Raw genomic sequence first — 18,025 nt, forward strand, 5'->3', positions numbered from 1 at the left:
GGAAACGATTGCAGCACCGGTAACGTTCCTTTTTCCATGCCAGCCACTCGTCAATCCTGTTGAATCCTCTTGTCCTGCTGCCTGTCGCTACTGTTAAGTACAGGACCGCAGGGGACTATGGTGAGCGAGATCCGCATTGGAATTTCCGGTTGGCGCTATGGCCCATGGCGCAAGGACTTCTACCCCGAGGGACTGCGCCAGAACGACGAGCTGGCGTTTGCCTCGCGGGCAGTCAACAGTATCGAAATCAACGGTTCGTTCTACGCACTGCAAACCCCCGAACGCTATGGCAAGTGGCGTGACGAGACACCGCAGGGGTTCGTGTTCTCGGTCAAGGCGCCGCGCTACATCACCCACGTACGCAGGCTCCGCGAAATCGACGAGGCGCTTGCCAACTTCTTCGCATCGGGCCCCTTGCTGCTGGGTGACAAACTCGGCCCCTTCCTGTGGCAGTTTCCCCCAAACCTGAAATTCGACGCGCAGCGCTTCAGCGACTTCCTGGCCAAGCTGCCACGCGACCGCAAAGCCGCCCGCAGCCTTGCGCGCCACGCCGCTGAACGCCTGCAAGGCAACGGCGGCACTGCCGTGCCGGGTAATGCGCGCCTGCGCCACGCCGTGGAAATCCGCCACCCCAGCTTCCTCTGTGACACCTTCATCAACCTGCTACGCAAGCACAAGGTTGCCTTGGTGGTCGCCGACAGCGCCGGCAAATGGCCCTATGTCGAAGAGGTCACGGCCGATTTCGTGTACTTGCGCCTGCATGGTGATGTCGAGCTGTACAGTAGTGGCTACACGGCCAAGGCGTTGCGGCGCTGGCGCCTGCGCATACAAGCCTGGGCTGCAGGCAGCCAGCCTGAGGATGCTCAGCGTGTGATGCGCCGCGCCCCGGCAAAACGCACCTCCCGCGACGTGTACTGCTACTTCGACAACGACCAGAAAGTCCATGCCCCTTACGATGCCCGCCGCCTGCTGGACAAGCTAGGGCTTGACGGCGAGCTGGTGACCGAACCAGGCGTCGAGCCGCAGGAGCCGCTATGAACCTGAGAGCCTGCCACCGGACGAGCCGGTCATCGTCGCCGGCGACATCAACGACTGGCGCCTGAAAGCAAATGCGCGGTTATCGGGCTACTTGGTGGAAGCTGTCGGCAAGCCGACACGCAGCTTTTCCGCGCACCTGCCGATGCTGCGCCTGGACCGTATCTACCTGCGCAATGCCCACGACAAGATCGGTCAACCCTTGCGCCACGCCCTGATCGATGCTGCGGGGCGCGGGGTTCGGGTCGAGGTGACGCTAATCCTCCAGGGGCAACCGGACATGCGCTGGGTACGCGCGCTCTCGCGACGGCTCTACAACTACCTGTTGCGCGACCACGTGCGCATCCATGAGTACTGCCAACGGCCGCTCCATGGCAAGGTTGCGTTGGCGGATAACGACTGGTCCACCGTTGGTCTCACATCTGGCAGCAACTGGCATCATGGCGAAATCGGATCACTCGCCGGAAATGTTTCATCCAGTGCATTATCGACATTGGACTCTTTCGTGTGAGACAACTCACCACACTTGCAGTCGCTCATTCGACAGGGTTCGCCATTGCGATGGCCATTCGCACAGGCCTCGCAGCAATAGGCCTTGCCATCCTGGATCACAGCGTTGGCATCCACGGTGCAAGAACAATGGGTGCAGGAACAACGTTGTTCATTCATCACGGCTCTCTCCCTTCGTCATCGGGCACCACGTCATCGGTCCACGGCTCGCCGTCCAGCGGCGCGGAGCGGGCCAGTTCGGCCTCGTCCAGGCCGAAACCGCCACCGATCTCGTGGGCATCTACCTGGCGCAAGGCCTTGTCCGCCGGGCCGCCGCTGCCAGGCTCATCCGGATCGCGGGCACCGGTCTCATCGAGCAGCGTATCGGGGCTCAGGTCATCGAGGGTGACGTTGTCCTCGTGCAGGCTGTCGCTCAACGCCTCGCCGCCGGTCATGCCGCTTTCAGCAACACGCCGGGGCGGGTAATCCTCGGCGATCTCCCGCGCCGGACGCTCGTCGCCGACACGTCCCTGGCGCTCATCGCGGCGTTCGCTGAAATCCAGCTCGTGGACGCTGCCCATGCGGTCCTCGGTGTCGTCGATCTCAATGGGCGGTCTTGGGTCATGAGGTGTGGACATGAACGCTCTCCATCTGTGGGCTTCACCCGGTCGACCCTCCCCGGCGGCAAATGATTCAGAGTTTCTGCCAGCCCCCACCCCTCGCATTTTTGAACTCCTCACGCCACCGCGCCTTCCGTCGCTCAGCAGGCACCCTCCCGCGAGCGGCTGGCCAAACAGTAGGTGAACAACCCTGAAAGGAGTTTCACCATGACACCCACAAAACCCTCTGCGTTTGTGCTTACCCTGTGCCTGGGCTTCGCTGCACCACTTGCCCTGGCTGCCACAGACCTGAACGATCAGCGCGCCCCGGGCGTGCAACCGCACGACAATGGTCAAATGAACGGCCAAGGCGGTGCCACGGGCTCAGGAACACCAGGCGATGGCATGGGTACGGGTAATGGCGGTACTGATGACAATGGGACGGACAACACGGGCGGTGACGGTACCAACAGTGGTTCGGGCACCGGGGGTAATGGCTCTGGTGGCAGCGGTACAGGCTCGGGCAGTGGTGGCGGAGGCTCATCGGGTAGTGGATCCGGCGCAGGTTCCGGCAGTTAGGTGAAATGGCCGAAGGCAATGGACCACTCGGCCTGACTGCAGCGCACTCAGCGCCAATGCGTCATCAACGCACCCCGAATGCCGCCGACCGGGTCTTGCTGAGGTAGCGGTACTTTGGCGATGCGCGCAACGGCACGCTGGTGCGCTGCCCTGTCGGGACGCTGGATGTCGTAGTTTTCCTGCCCGTAGGGATAGGCGCCGACCACCAGAAACTTATCGCTGCACTCGATGCAGCGATGGCCCGTACCAGCTGGCAGCACCAGCACATCGCCCCGCTCCACGCTAACGCTCTGCCCTGATTCCCCGCCAAGCGTCAATCGCGCCTGCCCCCAGGCAATGCCCAGCGCCTCATGAGCGTTAGGGTGAAAGTGGTGATAATCGAAGATTCCGTCGCGCCACAGCGGGGTCCATTGGTGAGCCGTAAACAGCGCTTCGAATGCGCTGGCATTGTCCCCCGACGGATCGAGCTTCAACCGGTAGAACAGCACGGGAAAACGGCTGTTCGGCGTGGCGCCGTCGTCTTCGAAATACAAGGCCTGCACGCTGGCATCTTCTGTATTCATGAGCGTCATGATGCGCACCCTGGCGGTCATCGGTTCACCTTCGAACCCGTCGGCTGTTGCGAGGTTCCAGCCGGCAGACGGGTGAACATACCGTTGAAACTTTCCCGACACGTGCCAAGTCCAGACACCTATCGATGACAGAACGGGAGCAGGCAATGACCGGCACGGTAGGCGACTTTCTGGTGGAACGTTTGTATCAATGGGGAGTACGGCGCATCTTCGGTTACCCCGGCGACGGCATCAATGGGGTGTTCGGCGCGCTGAGCCGGGCCAAGGGCAAGATTGAATTCATCCAGGCCCGCCATGAGGAAATGGCCGCCTTCATGGCCAGCGCACATGCCAAGTTCACCGGCGAACTCGGTGTTTGCATGGCCACCTCCGGCCCAGGCGCCTCGCACCTGCTCACCGGCCTGTACGACGCACGCATGGACCACCAGCCGGTGCTGGCCATTGTCGGTCAACAGGCCCGTGCGGCACTGGGCGGGCACTACCAGCAGGAGCTGGACCTGCTGTCGATGTTCAAGGACGTGGCCGGTGCGTTCGTCCAGCAGGCATCGACACCGGAGCAGGTGCGCCACCTGCTCGACCGTGCGGTGCGCACGGCCGTCGGCGAGCGCCGCGTTACCGCCATCATCCTGCCCAATGATCTGCAGGACCTGCCCTACAACGAACCGCCGAGGGCTCACGGTACGGTGCATTCCGGCATCGGCTACAGCAAGCCCAGGGTGTTGCCGTTCGACGAAGACCTGCAGCGCGCCGCCGATGTACTCAACGCCGGGCACAAGGTGGCGATACTGGTAGGTGCCGGCGCACTGCAGGCAACAGAGCAGGTGATTGCAATTGCCGAAATACTCGGCGCCGGGGTGGCCAAAGCGCTGCTGGGCAAGGCTGTGTTGCCGGACGACCTCCCGTGGGTCACCGGGTCGATCGGCCTGCTTGGCACCGAACCCAGTTATCAGCTGATGACCGAGTGCGACACCTTGCTGATGATTGGCTCCGGCTTTCCCTATTCCGAGTTTCTGCCCAAGGAAGGCCAGGCGCGCGGCGTGCAGATAGACCTGCAACCCGACATGCTCAGCCTGCGCTACCCGATGGAGGTCAACCTGGTCGGCGACGCCAGCGAAACACTGCGCACATTGTTGCCGTTGCTTGAGCACAAGACCGACCGGCGCTGGCGCGACAAGGTGGAGACCTGGCGTGCGCAGTGGGACAAGACCGTGGCCAAGCGCGCGCTGGCCAAGGCTGACCCGATTAACCCGCAACGCGTGGTCCATGAGCTGTCCCCTCGCCTGCCCGACCACGCCATCATCACCAGCGATTCCGGCTCCTGTGCCAACTGGTTTGCCCGCGACCTGCAGATTCGCCAGGGTATGCAGTGTTCGCTGTCCGGCGGCCTGGCTTGCATGGGCGCAGCCGTGCCCTATGCCATTGCAGCCAAATTCGCCCACCCGCAACGGGCAGTGGTTGCTTTGGTGGGCGATGGCGCGATGCAGATGAACAACCTCGCCGAACTGATCACCGTGGCCAAGTACTGGCAGCAGTGGGACAACCCACAATGGATCTGTGCCGTGTTCAACAATGAAGACCTCAACCAGGTGACTTGGGAGCAACGGGTGATGGAGGGCGACCCCAAGTTCGAAGCTTCGCAGTCGATCCCTGACGTGCCCTACCATTTGTTCGCCATTTCCATTGGCCTGCAAGGTATCTACGTAGATCGCGAAGAGGACGTTGCCGCTGCGTGGGAGCGCGCGCTGGCTGCTGATCGGCCAGTACTGATCGAGTTCAAGACCGACCCGAACGTGCCGCCCCTGCCACCCCACATCAAGCTGGAGCAGGCGAAGAAGTTTGCCACTACCTTGCTCAAGGGCGACCCCGACCAGGCGGGCATCATCGTGCAGACAGCCAAGCAGGTGCTCAGCTCGGTGCTGCCTGGCAAGAAGTGATAGCCACCTCTGCTGTTCGCCTGCAACGGGCTCCTGCCCGATCTGCCCCTGGTCATTGAGCGAAGCGTGAAGGAGCTACGCGTTGCCTTCCCGCAGGCAAAAGTGATTCACAAGCAGGAAGGCGCAGGTATGGGGGGGCACAGCCATATCCGAATCTTCGGTAGGTAACCTCTTTGAGCCAATGACCAGAGTGAGCAAGCTGGACACTGACCTGAGAAGCTTAGGTCTTGACCTTTTCATTGCTCGGGAAATAGCCAGGGCCCATGACGGCAATGTGGCAGTGAGTTCCACGAACGAAACGGGTACATCATTCTGTGTGAGTTTCACCCGTACCGGTACCGTGAGGTGACAGCGCTGGCGGCGCCCGAGCTCAATTGCTGCCAGCGGCAACCCGGTCCTGCACCTGCTTGGCGGTGAGGGCCATCCTCCTAAGGGACGGCCCCCCATGGAGCTGCCTGTGAACATCCATCAGGCTCAAGGCGTGAAGCCAAGCCCGTCAGAAAGGTCAGTGCCTTCCGGTTTGCCCCCTTCTCGCGCCGATGCGTTGCCACCCGCCTGATCCATCGATTCTTCGACCGACGTCTTCAACTCGCTACCTTTGGCCTTGAGCGCGTCGGTCAACCGGTCACTACTGGCGCCCATCAGTTCATCTTCCTTGCGGGTACTGGGCAACGCCGCCCCCAATGCCGCGCCCAGCGCTATCCCCAAGGCGGCCAATACCATCGGTTGCTCGTGGAGCATCTGATCGAACTGCCCTTTCAGCGCCGTGGTCTGGTCTGCGACCTTGTGCGCTGAGTGACGCAGGTTATCTGCAGAAGCACCCATCGAGTCCCGCGCACTGCTGCCAAGTTCACCTGCCCGGTCACGCACGTCATGGGCTTTCATGCGCACCGCCTGGCTGGCATCGTGCACCGCCTCCCCTGCATGGGCAAAGGCATCCTTCACCGTGTCCACTGCGTCTGCGATCTTCTCACCCAACCCAGGCCCCTGATGCGCGGGCCCGGGGTTGAAGGGGCGGTTCTGGTTCAAGCCCAGCCAGGCCAGGCCCAGTACGGTGAGGGTAGCGGGTACGGGGTTGTTCTTGAGCGTGGTGCCAAGGTTCTGGAAGAACTCACCGCCATTGCCCTTTGCATAGGCCAATAGCCGATCGACCATCTGGCCAGGGCTCAGGCGCTGTTCGAGGGCATCCACCAGATCGCTGATGTGCTCGCGCCTGGCGTTGATTTCCTGCTCGAGCAGGTCCGGGTCTTTGTGCGCGTCATGTTCGAAGGAAGTGGTCATGGCAGTTTCCTCTTCAACGTATCCTTGTCCTGTTGCATGGCATGCAAGGTGCGATCAGGTGCCAGATGCGCGGGCTCGAACTGCTTCTTGCCCGACTGCAGCATGATGAAACCGATCACCACGGTAATTGCGCCGACGATCAACGCAGCCAACCAGGGCTCGACCACCATTGCCAGGGCATAGACTGCCGCCAGCAACAGGATGATGAAACCCGCCAGAATCACCACAGCCCCCGCTGCAACGGCCGCCGTCCCGGCTTTCAGGGTAGCCAGGTTGTGCTGAAGCTCGGCCTTTGCCAACGCCAGTTCCTTGGTGAACAGCTCCGGTACTTCCCGCATCAGCTGACGCAGCAGGCCACCGACACCGACCGCGTCTTCGTCCGCCGAGCGTAATCCCGGGGTGGTTTGCAAGGGGTCCTTGTTCATCATTCACCTCCTTTGAGTGGATCACGCTCGAACGGGCTACCACTGACCGGCGTACCGGCGCCTGGCCCGATCGGGTCGATGGGGGTGTAAGGTTTGCGGGTGGATACGTCGCTACCGCGATCCGGCGTCACAGGCTGCGCAGGCCGGGGGTGGCGCCAATCGTCCGATGACGCAGCGGTAGCCTGACCATGAGTAGCGCTGGCCCGCATGAACCGCGACACGGCAAAGCCAAGTGCGACGCTACCGGCCAAAAACAGCGCCGGGTTGCTCCGTGCCAACTGGGCACCGCGCTGCAGCAGGCTCTCGGCGTTTTCATGACGCAGCTGCGCGGCCAAGTCGCCCACGCACCCAGCTGCCTGGCTCAGGTACTGCGATAACCCGAAGGTGTCGTTTTCTTGCAGTGCTTGCGCGGCTGAGCGTGCGCCTTGCTCAAGCGAATCAAGCTGATCGGCTGCGGTATCGCGGTAGTGCTCGAATTGCTCGCTGCCTTTCTGCCTGGCTTCACCTAGCAGCGCACCGGCCTCATCGGTGATGGCCTGCGCGTGATCCTGAGTGCTGCCGGGTGAAGACGTCGAGCCTTGATCGGTCTTGTCCATCGTTACGCCCTCGTAACTGAGTAATGAGCGAATGCCCTCATTACTGGGCATTCATTCGGAGGACGCAGGCGGGACGGCGGTAGTTCAGCGTGTGTGATCTATGACGCTTACCTGGCGATCAAAATGAAACGGCACGATCAACCCCAGCCACTGAACCCGGGGCCGAGGCTTGGGCCGCAATGGTAATCAGCGCGAGAGAGGGTGCTGCGCTGCAGCCTGGCAAGTCGGCTGAACGTTTTTCCGGCCCGGCCGGTCGCACGACAGAGACACAGCCAACTGTGCGAACCCTGACCGTGAGGACCTTCCATGAGCGCAACCGCCCCCGTGGGTGCCGAAGAGCACCGCATTGGCCTGACCATCAATGGTCAGCCCCGATCACTGCTGGTCCTTCCCTGGACAACATTGCTCGACCTGCTGCGTGAGCAGTTGGACCTGATAGGCACCAAGAAAGGCTGCGACCACGGCCAGTGTGGGGCCTGCACGGTATTGCGTGATGGCAAGCGCATCAATGCATGCCTCACCCTCGCCGTCATGTGCGAAGGCGCCCACCTGGTGACTATCGAAGGGCTGGCTAGCGGCGGCGAACTGCACCCCCTGCAACGCGCCTTCATCCGCCATGATGCCTTCCAGTGCGGCTACTGCACCCCGGGCCAGATCTGCTCCGCAGTGGGCCTGGCAAACGAAGGCCATGCCAATACCCCCCAGGCCATTCGCGAACAGATGAGCGGCAACCTGTGCCGCTGCGGTGCCTACAGCAACATCGTCGCTGCAGTGGAGGAAGCCCTGCCGTCAATGAACGACCGGCCCCAAGCCACCCAGGGAGGGACGAACCCATGACGCCTTTCAGCTACCACAAGCCTGCATCGGTCAGCGAGGCAATCAGCCTGGCAGACCCCAGCTCGCGCTTCATTGCCGGTGGTACCAACCTCGTCGACCTGATGAAGCAGACCGTGGTTCGGCCCGAACGGCTGATCGACATCTCAGGCATTGGGCTGAACGGTATCCACGCCACCGCCAACGCGGGCGTGCTGATCGGCGCATTGGTCAGCAACGCCGACCTGGCCTGGCATCCGATGATCCAGCAGCGCTATCCACTGCTGTCAGAAGCCATCCTGGCAGGGGCATCCCCGCAGTTGAGAAACATGGCAAGCACCGGTGGCAACCTGCTGCAACGTACCCGGTGCTACTACTTCTATGACACCGGCACCCCCTGCAACAAACGTGAACCCGGCAGCGGATGCCCCGCGCGTGATGGCCTGAACCGTATCCATGCCATTCTTGGCGCCAGCGCTGCCTGCGTCGCGACCCACCCCTCGGACATGTGCGTGGCATTGGCAGCGCTCGAAGCCGTGGTGCATGTACAAGGGCCGTCCGGTGAACGCCAGATACCCTTCGCAGATTTCCATCGCCTGCCCGAGGACACCCCCGAGCGCGACAATCAGCTGGCAGTCGATGAACTGGTGACAGGCATCGAGCTGCCGCCCCCGCTATTTGAGCACCACTACCGATACCTGAAAATTCGGGACCGGGCATCCTATGCATTCGCGCTGGTGTCGGTTGCCGCTGCCCTGCGCTTCGATGGCGAGGTGATACAGCAGGCTCGCCTGGCCCTGGGCGGTGTTGCCCACAAGCCTTGGCGAGTTCCGGATGTGGAGCGCATGCTGATCGGCCAGGTGCCTTGCGAAGCGCTTTTCACCCAGGCCGCGCAAATGCTGCTGCAAGGTGCACAGCCCCTGAGCCACAACGGTTTCAAGGTAACGCTCGCGCAGCGGGCTAGCGTGCGGGCATTGAACGAGGCGGCGCTGGGCGCTGCAGGCAGGGAGGCACGACCATGAACAGAACCACACCGTTGGTCGGCACGCCCCTGGACCGCGTGGACGGCGTGGCCAAGGTAACCGGGCAGGCACGCTATGCGGGTGAGTACCCCGAGGCCGGGCTGCTTCATGGCAGTGTCGTGTCCAGCACCATCGCCCGAGGCCGGGTACTCAAGATCGACAGTACCCTGGCAACCCGCGTGCCCGGGGTGATCGCCGTGCTCGACCATCGCCACCGGCCGCACATTTCCGGTTACGACGACGACTACAGTGACGCCGACTCGGCCGAGGGGTCGCCGTTTCGGCCGCTGTTCAACGACCGCGTGCTCTACAGCGGGCAACCGTTGGCCCTGGTGGTGGCTGACACCTTGCAACTGGCGCGGTATGCAGGGTCGCTGATCAATATCGAGTATGAAGAAGAGGCCCACCAGACAGACCTGGGTGCCAGCCCGCAATCGCATGAAGCACCGGCCGAGACACCGGCACCGCGTGGCGACTTTGTCGCGCAATTCGCCGGTGCACCGCTGCAGGTAGATGCCACTTACCTGACCGCTAATGAGCATCACAACCCGATGGAGCCACATGCGTCGACCGTGCTCTACAAAATGGACGGCACCCTGGAAATCCACGACAAGACCCAGGGTACGCAAAACTGCCAGGACTATCTGCACAAAGTGTTCGGCCTGCCAAAGGCCGACATCAGGGTGCGTGCGGCATTTGTCGGTGGTGCCTTCGGCTCGGGCTTGCGCCCGCAGTACCAGCTGCCGTTGGCAGTGATGGCGGCATTGCACCTGCAACGCTCGGTGCGCGTCACGCTGACGCGCCAGCAGATGTTCACCTTCGGCTACCGGCCCCGCACCGAACAGCGGCTGCGCCTGGGCGCAGACGCGCACGGCCGGCTGCTGGCAATTGCCCACGATGCACTTGGCCAGACATCCCGCTTCGAGGACTTCACCGAGCATCTGGTGGAATGGAGCGGCATGCTCTACCAGTGTGACAACGTTGCGCTCAGCTATCGCTTGGCCCCACTGGATGTGTACACCCCGCTGGACATGCGCGCACCCGGCGCTGCCTCCGGGATGATAGCGCTGGAATGCGCCATGGATGAACTCGCCTGCGCAGCGCAGATCGACCCGCTCGACTTGCGCCGGCGCAACTTCGCCGCCAACAATGCCAACGAGGGCAAGCCCTATTCCAGCAAGGAGTTGCTGGCGTGTTACCAGCAAGGCGCCGACCGTTTCGGCTGGGTAAACCGCAACCCGCAGCCTCGCAGCATGCGCAATGGCCATCAGTTGGTGGGTTGGGGCATGGCTGGCGGCGTCTGGGAAGCGATGCAGATGAAAGCCAGCGCCAAGGCCCGCATCGATGCACAGGGCCAGCTGACTGTCAGCAGCGCCACCACCGACATTGGAACCGGCACCTACACCGTCATGACTCAGATCGCCGCCGACGCTGCCGGGGTCAGGGTGCAGGATATCACCTTCGTGCTGGGCGACTCCTCGCTGCCCACTGCGCCACTTCAGGGCGGATCGTTCACCGTGTCGTCAGTGGGTTCGGCCGTGCGTCAAGCCTGCCTTGTGCTACGCAGCAAAGTGCTGGAACACGCGCGCAACACATACCCAGAGCTCGCCAATACACCCACGGAGCAGATCGTTTTCGCTGATGGCTACCTGTACGCCGGCAGCCTTCGCCTGGCCTTGGGAGACATCGTCGCCAGAGCCGCGGGTGCTGGTTTCGAAGTGCAGATCGATGCCGAGCCAGGCGCCAGGCGCCAACTGTTCTCCACCGCCACTCATTCGGCGGTGTTCGTGGAAGTCCACGTTGACGAGGACCTCGGCACCATCAAGGTGACCCGGGTGGTCAGCGCCGTGGCGGCAGGACGGGTGGTCAACCCAAAGACTGCAACCAGCCAGATCCTGGGAGGCGTGGTGTGGGGTGTGGGCATGGCCCTTCACGAAGAGGCGTTAACCGACCATCGGCTGGGCCGCATCGTCAACCACGACCTGGCGCAATACCACATCCCGGTCAACGCAGACATTGGGGATATCGAGGTGATCTTCGTTGAAGAGAACGATGACATCGTTAATGAACTGGGCTCCAAGGGCGTGGGTGAAATCGGCGTTGTCGGGGTGGCTGCCGCGGTGGCCAACGCTGTCTACCATGCTACGGGCAAGCGTGTAAGGGCGTTACCGATCACACTCGACAAAGTGCTGTGATCCGGCGGGGGCTCGGAACCAGGCGTCCTGGTGGCCAGTATCGAACTCAACCCCCTCAGCTTTCATACCGTCGGACTTGTTGGTGTGAACTTTGATGCCCCACATGGCTTCCCTTGCATACCCGCCCAGAAACCTTACGGCTGCAGGAGCTGACGTCCATGAGAGCGCTGACCTACCACGGAGCAAACGACGTCAGGGTCGATAACGTCCCTGATCCCATTATCAAGGAAGCAGACGACATCATCCTCAGGGTCACCGCCACAGCGATCTGCGGTTCTGACCTACATCTGTATCGAGGAAAAATTCCGGAGACCGAAGCCGGGGATATCTTCGGCCATGAGTTCATGGGAATCGTCGAGGACACCGGAAGTGCAGTTACAAATCTGCAGATTGGCGACCGGGTAGTAATTCCCTTTGTTATCGCCTGCGGCAGTTGTTTCTTCTGTCAGCACGATCTGTTTGCCGCCTGCGAAACCACCAACACCGGGCGCGGCTCAATCGTCAACAAGAAGGGCATTCCTCCGGGCGCGGCACTGTTTGGATACAGTCATTTATATGGCGGCATCCCTGGCGGTCAAGCTGACTACGTCCGGGTACCCAAAGGTAACGTCGGCCCTTTCAAGGTCCCCACCGACCTGGCCGATGACAAGGTCCTTTTCCTGTCCGATATTCTGCCGACCGCGTGGCAGGCGGTCATCAATGCCGAGATTGGCCAGGGTTCATCGGTTGCCATCTACGGCGCCGGGCCAGTGGGGTTGCTGAGTGCCGCCTGTGCACGAATGCTCGGTGCCCAGACCATCTTCATGGTCGATGACAACGATTACCGCCTGGCGTATGCCCAGAAAGCTTACGGTGTTGTCCCCATCAACTTTGAGCAGGACGACGATCCCGCTGACAGCATCATCCGTCACACGTCAGGCATGCGTGGCGTTGATGCGGTAATCGATGCGGTTGGCTTTGAAGCCAAAGGCAGCACTGCCGAAACAGTAATGACGGCACTGAAGATCGAAGGTAGCAGCGGCAAGGCGCTGCGCCAGAGCATTGCTGCAGTGCGTCGCGGCGGCGTTGTCAGCGTCCCAGGTGTTTACGCCGGCTTCATCCATGCCTTCATGTTCGGCGACGCCTTCGACAAAGGTCTGACTTTCAAGATGGGCCAGACCCATGTCCAGAAATACCTACCGGAGCTGCTGGAGCACATCCAGGCAGGACGCCTGCAACCGGAACTGATCGTCACCCACCGCCTGGCACTCGAAGAAGCGGCCATGGGCTACAAGATGTTCGATCAGAAGCAGGACGACTGCCGCAAGGTCATCCTCGTACCAGGCGCTGCGGCGGGCACCCTGGGCCCTGACCACATATGAAGGGGACATGGCCTCGAAGTTTTTTCATCACCCGCTCGCAACGCATGCACCGCTGATGTGAGCCGCTGAGCACCGCGCTGGAACTTTACCTCGCCGTGCCGGCCCCTATCTGAGGTCTATAGGTAAAAGGAGCTAAACGATGAGTGCACAACTGAACGGCAAACGCGTGGCGTTTCTGGTCACTGATGGCTTCGAGCAGGTGGAACTGACCGGCCCGCGCGAGGCACTGGAAAACAACGGTGCGGTGGTTGATATTCTGGGCGAAAAAGAAGGTACGGTCATGGGCTGGAACCATGACAAGCCCGCCGACGCCTTCACCGTAGATGCGACGTTCGAGGGCGCCGACCTCGACCTCTACGACGCCTTGGTGCTGCCTGGCGGCGTGCAGAACTCCGACACCATCCGCATCATTTCTGCCGCGCAGAATCTGGTAAAAAGCCATGACGCGGCTGGCAAGCCGCTGGCCGTCATCTGCCACGGTGCCTGGTTGCTGGTGTCCAGTGGCTTGGCCAAAGGCAAGCGCATGACCAGCTACAAGACACTGCAGGACGACATCCGCAACGCGGGTGGCACGTGGGTAGATGAACAGGTGGTGGTGGACGGCAACCTGATCACCAGCCGCCAGCCAGATGATATCCCCGCCTTCAATGAGCAATTGATCAAGGCACTGGCAAGCTGAGTGTGCTTCTTTCCAGCGCCCCCTGGTCGCATTTGACGCCGACCAGAAGGCGCTGGTCATGCCAGCTGGATATAAACCGAATAGCTGCCCAGCAAAATCCAGAAGCACAGGAAGATCCAGGGCGTGCGCAGGGAAAACAGCAGTGATTTGCGGTGCCCCGCCTGAGAGGTTTCTGCCTCGCAGAACAACGGCGACTCGTCATAGGCCAGGCCCATCATCGGCTCGCTGCGCAGCAAGTGGCTCTGTTTCATCTGCCAGTGCTCGATGATCCGGAAGGCGGCACGGATGCCTGGCCAGGCATTCAACGTACTTAGCACGCCAAGCAGTGCGAGAAAAGCCGGCACCATCAAGGTGAACATTTCGCCCCAGCTCTGGTTCAGGTTGCTCATCGATGATACGAACGCGATCACCAGGAACGACTGGGCAGCGAGATAAGCGTCAGTGCGGTTGGCCAGAATGGTGGTTTCATACTGGATTTCGCGCCGATAGAAATCCAGCCGCTCTTTCGGCGTACCGAACAGCTTCGCATTCCTTTGGTCGATTTCGTGTTCCGGCGTGGTGGGCGTGATGATTCGAGGCACGTGGATACTCCTGGATATCGTATGCCTCGCCCATTACAGCGCAAGACCCGTCAGGGATAGAGTACTCTGCTGACCGAAAATTCATTGGGAATGCGCTTGCCAACCGCTCGTCGCGTAGACCGATGACCCACCTAAACGCTGGCTTCGCGCACGCTTCGAACGGTAATGACCGTTCCCAACTGCAGGAGCATCTTCCATGATCGACTACCCTACCCCTCCATTCCCGTCCCAACCACAAAGCGTGCCGGGCTCACAACGCAAAATGGAACCGTATCCGGATTGTGGTGAGCAAACCTACACCGGCCACAACCGCCTGGAAGGCAAAATCGCCTTGATCACCGGCGCCGACAGCGGGATCGGGCGTGCAGTAGCGATTGCCTACGCTCGCGAAGGTGCTGACGTTGCCATTGCCTATCTGAATGAGCACGAAGATGCGCAGGAGACGGCGCGCTGGGTCGAAGCCGCTGGCCGCCAATGCCTGCTGCTGCCAGGCGACCTTGCGCAGAAACAGCACTGCTACGACATCGTCGACAAGACCGTGGCGCAGTTCGGTCGTATCGATATTCTGGTCAACAACGCCGCGTTCCAGATGGCTCATGAGGGCTTGGACGAGATTGACGATGATGAATGGGTGAAGACCTTCGATACCAACATCACCGCCATTTTCCGCATCTGCCAGCGGGCGTTGCCCTCGATGCCAAGAGGCGGTTCGATCATCAACACCAGCTCGGTCAACTCTGACGATCCGTCACCCAGCCTGCTGGCGTATGCCGCCACCAAAGGCGCCATTGCCAACTTCACCGCAGGCCTTGCCCAACTGTTGGGCAAGAAAGGCATTCGGGTCAACAGCGTAGCACCCGGCCCGATCTGGACGCCGCTGATTCCTGCCACCATGCCCGATGAAGCCGTCAGAAACTTCGGTTCGAGCTACCCGATGGGGCGGCCTGGGCAACCGGTGGAAGTAGCCCCGATCTACGTCTTGTTGGGCTCTGATGAAGCGAGTTACATCTCGGGCTCACGGTACGGAGTAACCGGCGGGAAACCCATCCTCTGATGACAATACCGAGGCCAGCTGTGGCTGGCCTCGAAACAGATCGGCCCTACGCCAATCATCATCCTTGTTGAACCCTGCCGCTGTCGGCCACTCAACTCCTGGGAAGCCAGTATTTATCCGCCCGTGACGAGGTACCTCCATGAATGCCATCGATCTGCTGATTCAAGATCATAAAGTGGTCAAGAAACTGCTGGAAGAACTCTCATCGACCACTGAACGTGCTGTAAAAAAACGCGCTGACTTGCTGCACCGCATTGAGCAGGAACTGCAAGTCCACACCGCGTTGGAAGAGGACATTCTCTATCCAGCGATCAAGCAAGCCGGTGGTAAAGAGGAGGCCAAGATGTATTACGAGGCCAAAGAAGAACACCGGACAGTTGACGCACTGGTACTCCCTGACCTGCTTCAAACCCAGACCGGCACGCTCGAATTCGCAGGTCGAGTGAAGGTGATGAAAGAGCTGCTTGAGCATCACATCGAGGAAGAGGAAGGCGAGCTCTTCCCCACCGCGAAGAAGCTGCTCGGTAAAGATCAATTAGAGGCGCTGGGGCGCGCCATGGAGACCCAGAAAAAAGTGCTCAAGAGCGAGCGGCCCGCCGCTTGAATCAAACACGCCTAGCCGGATCAGCGATCTGGCTAGGCGAGCGCGGGCAACCCTTCACCACCAGGCGATCAGTTATCCAGTTCATCCTTGATGATCTTGCCGTCGTGCGGATCAACCTGGAATTCGTACTGCTTGCCGTCAGCCTTCATGCCTTCACCTTCCCAGTGGCCGTCGTCGGCTTCGATCTTGGTAATTTGCGTGTAGCCGGCGCCTTTCAACGTGGCTTCAGCCTGATCCTTGCTGACCTTCCAGTCAGCACCGGGCGTATCAGCCCACGCGCAAGAAGCACCCATGGCACCTACCAATGCCAAGCCAGTGAACAGTCGAGTCATCGCTTTCATCGCCAACTTCCTTTTGCTGTGAATGTGAACATGCGACCCGGCCGACACGATGCAGGTTCAGTCGGAGCGCTATTCCCAGGCAGTTCTGTTCCAGCGCTAGTCGATAATTACGGGGCCACTGAACCTTACTGTCAGTACAACACTCTGTTCTTGTCAGGTACCGCTTGAATCCAGGGAGCGACTTTCATGACTGATCCGATCATGCAACTGGACGCAGAGCTCGAATGGCTCGGCGAGATCGCCGATGAGCTCGAACGCCAGGTGGCGCCCTGCCCCCTTACCCGGGTATTGCTGGTCGCCTGGTTGACGGAGTGGGTACCCACCGCTCAAGGGCGGACAGCGATGAAGCGGGAACTGCCTCACCTCCCACAAGCATTGAAGTCGGCATATGCAGTGTGGATTAACGCCGGTGGCGCTCGCTGATATTACTGCCAGCGCCCACCCGGCACTGTCCATGTCCTCATGACGCCCGCTTCTTCCATGCTTCGTATCGGGCAAGCAGCGGCTGAACGCTCAACCCGTGCAGCAGGATGCTCAACGCCACCACTGACAACACCAGGTTGGTGCTCAGTACCGCATAGCCTGGGAGCAGCCCATGGTTAAGGGCATGGAAAAGGTAGTAGAAACTGCCGATACCGCGGATGCCAAACCATCCAAGCAGCCCACGTTGCCGAATATCCACCAGCCCCCGAATGGGGAACAGGGCAATGCTGAAGGGACGAATCAGCAGGAACAACGCACCGGCGACCAGTAACGCCCGCCAGTCCCAATGCTCTATCAGCACCACCCCGAGCAAGGTCACGAGGAACACCTCCATTGCTCGCTCGATCAGGCTTCCGAAGGCCAGCATGTCCCCCAGCATGATCCCCGCTGCAACCTGAGAATCGTCCAGCCCTTTCACATCACCTGTCACGGCCAACTCCGGCGCTACATGCTGATGGCCTACCACCGGCTGCACAAGGTGTTCGGCGGCCGGCTGTTGTGGGCTGCTGGACGTGTGAACCTCCGCCTGGCGCAAGCCCAGCCCCGCAGCAAACACCGCGAGAAACCCGTAGGCCTGAATCGATTCGGCGAGCACATAGGCCAGCGCGATCAATGCCAAGGCCAGGTAATCATTGGGCGATACGGTACTGTCGTCGTTACGCAGCCGCAGGAACAGCGTAAGTTTGCCCAGCCCGCGCCCCATCCAGTAGCCAAGAAGCAAACCAGCAGTTACTGCCCATAGCATGTCCTTCATCAACCAGTCAGCGAGCCAGGCCTGCCCGGTGTTCTGTTGCAGGAACAACCCAAGGATGACAAAGGGAAAGGCCACTCCATCGTTCAGGCCCGCCTCCCCGGACAAGCTGAAACGCACAGGATCTTCGTCCTGGGCATCGGCCACCTGCACCAGTGTCGCAAGCACTGGGTCTGTGGGTGCGAGGATCGCCCCGATCAGCACCGAAACACCCCATTCCAGGTGCAGGCCGTAGTGCAACACCAGCGTTACGCCACCGATGCACATCATCATCACAGGCCCTGCCAGGTAAAACGCGGCCAACCATCGGCGGTCATGCAAGGGCAGGCGCAGCTTCAAACCGCTGAAGAACAGCGAAAAAAGCACCGCGACCTCGGTCAGGTGCTCCATCCATTCACTGGACTTGCTGACATCCAGATGAAGAAAGCCCAGCCCGGACGATCCGAGCCCGACGCCCAGGGCAAGGCACACCACAGAGGATGTCACCGGCATCCAGCGTAGATAGGAGGATGAAAGCGCGAGTAGCAGCAAGACCATGCCCAGCATGGCGAACCAGACGATGAAGGTCATCTGCGCAGGTAGCCTGGTAGAGTTGTCGATCAGCTTTTGACTTTCCGTTACGACGCGTCGT

Annotated in this window: 21 protein-coding genes and 1 pseudogene; 13 read left to right on the top strand and 9 right to left on the bottom strand. The window is 61.0% G+C overall.

The features are described 5' to 3' along the window. Positions 1–117: 117 nt before the first annotated feature. A complete protein-coding gene (locus SB765_RS15190; RefSeq protein ID WP_258656974.1) occupies positions 118–1,038 on the top strand; it encodes a DUF72 domain-containing protein in 921 nt (306 codons plus the stop codon). Between the two features lie 157 nt (positions 1,039–1,195). Beyond that, a pseudogene (locus tag SB765_RS15195) lies at positions 1,196–1,546 on the top strand (phospholipase D-like domain-containing protein); the annotation flags it as partial. On the opposite strand, the gene SB765_RS15200 reads toward SB765_RS15195, so the two are convergent. Further along, the gene (locus SB765_RS15200; protein ID WP_341795824.1) at positions 1,474–1,704 is read right to left on the bottom strand and encodes a metallothionein; all 231 of its coding nucleotides are present in this window, start codon (positions 1,702–1,704) and stop codon (positions 1,474–1,476) included. The pseudogene SB765_RS15195 and the gene SB765_RS15200 sit on opposite strands and share 73 nt — an antisense overlap. Then, a complete protein-coding gene (locus SB765_RS15205) occupies positions 1,704–2,162 on the bottom strand; it encodes a phosphotransferase system, HPr-related protein (RefSeq protein WP_341795825.1) in 459 nt (152 codons plus the stop codon). Before SB765_RS15205 ends, SB765_RS15200 begins: the two co-directional genes overlap by 1 nt. 189 nt (positions 2,163–2,351) lie before the next feature. Between SB765_RS15205 and SB765_RS15210 the strand changes: the two genes are divergently transcribed. After that, positions 2,352–2,702 (top strand): hypothetical protein, encoded by a 351-nt coding sequence (locus SB765_RS15210; RefSeq protein ID WP_410910529.1) that lies wholly within the window; start codon positions 2,352–2,354, stop codon positions 2,700–2,702. Between the two features lie 47 nt (positions 2,703–2,749). On the opposite strand, the gene SB765_RS15215 is transcribed toward SB765_RS15210, so the two are convergent. Further along, positions 2,750–3,274, bottom strand: coding sequence for a cupin domain-containing protein (locus tag SB765_RS15215; protein ID WP_410910706.1), 525 nt, complete (start codon positions 3,272–3,274; stop codon positions 2,750–2,752). A gap of 146 nt (positions 3,275–3,420) precedes the next feature. Here SB765_RS15215 and SB765_RS15220 point away from each other — a divergent pair, with 146 nt between their 5' ends. Both SB765_RS15220 and SB765_RS15225 read left to right on the top strand, forming a co-directional pair. Beyond that, the gene (locus tag SB765_RS15220; protein WP_341795826.1) at positions 3,421–5,208 is read left to right on the top strand and encodes a thiamine pyrophosphate-requiring protein; all 1,788 of its coding nucleotides are present in this window, start codon (positions 3,421–3,423) and stop codon (positions 5,206–5,208) included. Between the two features lie 181 nt (positions 5,209–5,389). Beyond that, on the top strand, positions 5,390–5,557 hold the full coding sequence (locus SB765_RS15225) for a hypothetical protein (RefSeq protein WP_410931524.1): 168 nt from the start codon (positions 5,390–5,392) through the stop codon (positions 5,555–5,557). Positions 5,558–5,682: 125 nt separating this feature from the next. On the opposite strand, the gene SB765_RS15230 is transcribed toward SB765_RS15225, so the two are convergent. The 3 genes from SB765_RS15230 to SB765_RS15240 are packed head-to-tail and all read right to left on the bottom strand — an operon-like array spanning position 5,683 to position 7,510. Then, positions 5,683–6,489, bottom strand: coding sequence for a DUF3618 domain-containing protein (locus SB765_RS15230; protein ID WP_410931525.1), 807 nt, complete (start codon positions 6,487–6,489; stop codon positions 5,683–5,685). Further along, positions 6,486–6,914, bottom strand: a complete 429-nt coding sequence (locus SB765_RS15235) for a phage holin family protein (protein WP_197897593.1) — start codon at positions 6,912–6,914, stop codon at positions 6,486–6,488. Before SB765_RS15235 ends, SB765_RS15230 begins: the two co-directional genes overlap by 4 nt. Beyond that, a complete protein-coding gene (locus SB765_RS15240; protein ID WP_341795828.1) occupies positions 6,914–7,510 on the bottom strand; it encodes a hypothetical protein in 597 nt (198 codons plus the stop codon). Before SB765_RS15240 ends, SB765_RS15235 begins: the two co-directional genes overlap by 1 nt. Before the next feature lie 306 nt (positions 7,511–7,816). Between SB765_RS15240 and SB765_RS15245 the strand changes: the two genes are divergently transcribed. The 5 genes from SB765_RS15245 to SB765_RS15265 all read left to right on the top strand — a co-directional run bounded on the left by SB765_RS15245 (position 7,817) and on the right by SB765_RS15265 (position 13,580). After that, positions 7,817–8,347, top strand: a complete 531-nt coding sequence (locus SB765_RS15245; RefSeq protein ID WP_049273873.1) for a (2Fe-2S)-binding protein — start codon at positions 7,817–7,819, stop codon at positions 8,345–8,347. Next, entirely contained in the window at positions 8,344–9,345 is a 1,002-nt protein-coding gene (locus tag SB765_RS15250) for an FAD binding domain-containing protein (RefSeq protein WP_341795830.1), read from the top strand. The genes SB765_RS15245 and SB765_RS15250 overlap by 4 nt, the downstream gene beginning before the upstream one ends. Further along, entirely contained in the window at positions 9,342–11,540 is a 2,199-nt protein-coding gene (locus tag SB765_RS15255) for a xanthine dehydrogenase family protein molybdopterin-binding subunit (RefSeq protein WP_410931526.1), read from the top strand. Before SB765_RS15250 ends, SB765_RS15255 begins: the two co-directional genes overlap by 4 nt. A gap of 158 nt (positions 11,541–11,698) precedes the next feature. Continuing rightward, positions 11,699–12,901, top strand: a complete 1,203-nt coding sequence (locus SB765_RS15260) for a zinc-dependent alcohol dehydrogenase (protein WP_341795832.1) — start codon at positions 11,699–11,701, stop codon at positions 12,899–12,901. 139 nt (positions 12,902–13,040) lie between these two features. Further along, complete coding sequence (locus SB765_RS15265) at positions 13,041–13,580, top strand: type 1 glutamine amidotransferase domain-containing protein (protein WP_341795833.1); 540 nt, start codon at positions 13,041–13,043, stop codon at positions 13,578–13,580. Between the two features lie 56 nt (positions 13,581–13,636). Here SB765_RS15265 and SB765_RS15270 read toward each other — a convergent pair whose 3' ends face one another. Then, positions 13,637–14,161: a hypothetical protein gene (locus tag SB765_RS15270; RefSeq protein ID WP_341795834.1), complete on the bottom strand. Its 525-nt coding sequence runs from the start codon at positions 14,159–14,161 to the stop codon at positions 13,637–13,639. 196 nt (positions 14,162–14,357) lie between these two features. Here SB765_RS15270 and SB765_RS15275 point away from each other — a divergent pair, with 196 nt between their 5' ends. After that, positions 14,358–15,215: an SDR family oxidoreductase gene (locus SB765_RS15275; protein WP_341795835.1), complete on the top strand. Its 858-nt coding sequence runs from the start codon at positions 14,358–14,360 to the stop codon at positions 15,213–15,215. Between the two features lie 139 nt (positions 15,216–15,354). Further along, complete coding sequence (locus tag SB765_RS15280; RefSeq protein ID WP_341795836.1) at positions 15,355–15,819, top strand: hemerythrin domain-containing protein; 465 nt, start codon at positions 15,355–15,357, stop codon at positions 15,817–15,819. Positions 15,820–15,887: 68 nt separating this feature from the next. Here SB765_RS15280 and SB765_RS15285 read toward each other — a convergent pair whose 3' ends face one another. Further along, positions 15,888–16,160 (bottom strand): PepSY domain-containing protein, encoded by a 273-nt coding sequence (locus SB765_RS15285; protein WP_016500096.1) that lies wholly within the window; start codon positions 16,158–16,160, stop codon positions 15,888–15,890. A 186-nt stretch (positions 16,161–16,346) separates the two neighbouring features. On the opposite strand from SB765_RS15285, the gene SB765_RS15290 reads away from it, so the two are divergent. After that, complete coding sequence (locus SB765_RS15290) at positions 16,347–16,583, top strand: hypothetical protein (RefSeq protein WP_341795838.1); 237 nt, start codon at positions 16,347–16,349, stop codon at positions 16,581–16,583. A 37-nt stretch (positions 16,584–16,620) separates the two neighbouring features. Here the strand turns inward: SB765_RS15290 and SB765_RS15295 are convergent, their stop codons facing one another. After that, positions 16,621–17,964: a cation:proton antiporter gene (locus SB765_RS15295; RefSeq protein ID WP_341795839.1), complete on the bottom strand. Its 1,344-nt coding sequence runs from the start codon at positions 17,962–17,964 to the stop codon at positions 16,621–16,623. Positions 17,965–18,025: the final 61 nt, after the last annotated feature.

The organism is Pseudomonas sp. SIMBA_067, from assembly GCF_046534675.1.
GTDB lineage: Bacteria > Pseudomonadota > Gammaproteobacteria > Pseudomonadales > Pseudomonadaceae > Aquipseudomonas > Aquipseudomonas putida.

Bases quoted from the DNA above. Each gene is read 5' to 3' on its own strand.
- SB765_RS15190 (WP_258656974.1), top strand. From the start codon at position 118: ATGGTGAGCGAGATCCGCATTGGAATTTCCGGTTGGCGCTATGGCCCA.
- SB765_RS15200 (WP_341795824.1), bottom strand. From the start codon at position 1,704: ATGAATGAACAACGTTGTTCCTGCACCCATTGTTCTTGCACCGTGGAT.
- SB765_RS15205 (WP_341795825.1), bottom strand. From the start codon at position 2,162: ATGTCCACACCTCATGACCCAAGACCGCCCATTGAGATCGACGACACC.
- SB765_RS15210 (WP_410910529.1), top strand. From the start codon at position 2,352: ATGACACCCACAAAACCCTCTGCGTTTGTGCTTACCCTGTGCCTGGGC.
- SB765_RS15215 (WP_410910706.1), bottom strand. From the start codon at position 3,274: ATGACGCTCATGAATACAGAAGATGCCAGCGTGCAGGCCTTGTATTTC.
- SB765_RS15220 (WP_341795826.1), top strand. From the start codon at position 3,421: ATGACCGGCACGGTAGGCGACTTTCTGGTGGAACGTTTGTATCAATGG.
- SB765_RS15225 (WP_410931524.1), top strand. From the start codon at position 5,390: ATGACCAGAGTGAGCAAGCTGGACACTGACCTGAGAAGCTTAGGTCTT.
- SB765_RS15230 (WP_410931525.1), bottom strand. From the start codon at position 6,489: ATGACCACTTCCTTCGAACATGACGCGCACAAAGACCCGGACCTGCTC.
- SB765_RS15235 (WP_197897593.1), bottom strand. From the start codon at position 6,914: ATGAACAAGGACCCCTTGCAAACCACCCCGGGATTACGCTCGGCGGAC.
- SB765_RS15240 (WP_341795828.1), bottom strand. From the start codon at position 7,510: ATGGACAAGACCGATCAAGGCTCGACGTCTTCACCCGGCAGCACTCAG.
- SB765_RS15245 (WP_049273873.1), top strand. From the start codon at position 7,817: ATGAGCGCAACCGCCCCCGTGGGTGCCGAAGAGCACCGCATTGGCCTG.
- SB765_RS15250 (WP_341795830.1), top strand. From the start codon at position 8,344: ATGACGCCTTTCAGCTACCACAAGCCTGCATCGGTCAGCGAGGCAATC.
- SB765_RS15255 (WP_410931526.1), top strand. From the start codon at position 9,342: ATGAACAGAACCACACCGTTGGTCGGCACGCCCCTGGACCGCGTGGAC.
- SB765_RS15260 (WP_341795832.1), top strand. From the start codon at position 11,699: ATGAGAGCGCTGACCTACCACGGAGCAAACGACGTCAGGGTCGATAAC.
- SB765_RS15265 (WP_341795833.1), top strand. From the start codon at position 13,041: ATGAGTGCACAACTGAACGGCAAACGCGTGGCGTTTCTGGTCACTGAT.
- SB765_RS15275 (WP_341795835.1), top strand. From the start codon at position 14,358: ATGATCGACTACCCTACCCCTCCATTCCCGTCCCAACCACAAAGCGTG.
- SB765_RS15280 (WP_341795836.1), top strand. From the start codon at position 15,355: ATGAATGCCATCGATCTGCTGATTCAAGATCATAAAGTGGTCAAGAAA.
- SB765_RS15285 (WP_016500096.1), bottom strand. From the start codon at position 16,160: ATGAAAGCGATGACTCGACTGTTCACTGGCTTGGCATTGGTAGGTGCC.
- SB765_RS15290 (WP_341795838.1), top strand. From the start codon at position 16,347: ATGACTGATCCGATCATGCAACTGGACGCAGAGCTCGAATGGCTCGGC.
- SB765_RS15295 (WP_341795839.1), bottom strand. From the start codon at position 17,964: ATGACCTTCATCGTCTGGTTCGCCATGCTGGGCATGGTCTTGCTGCTA.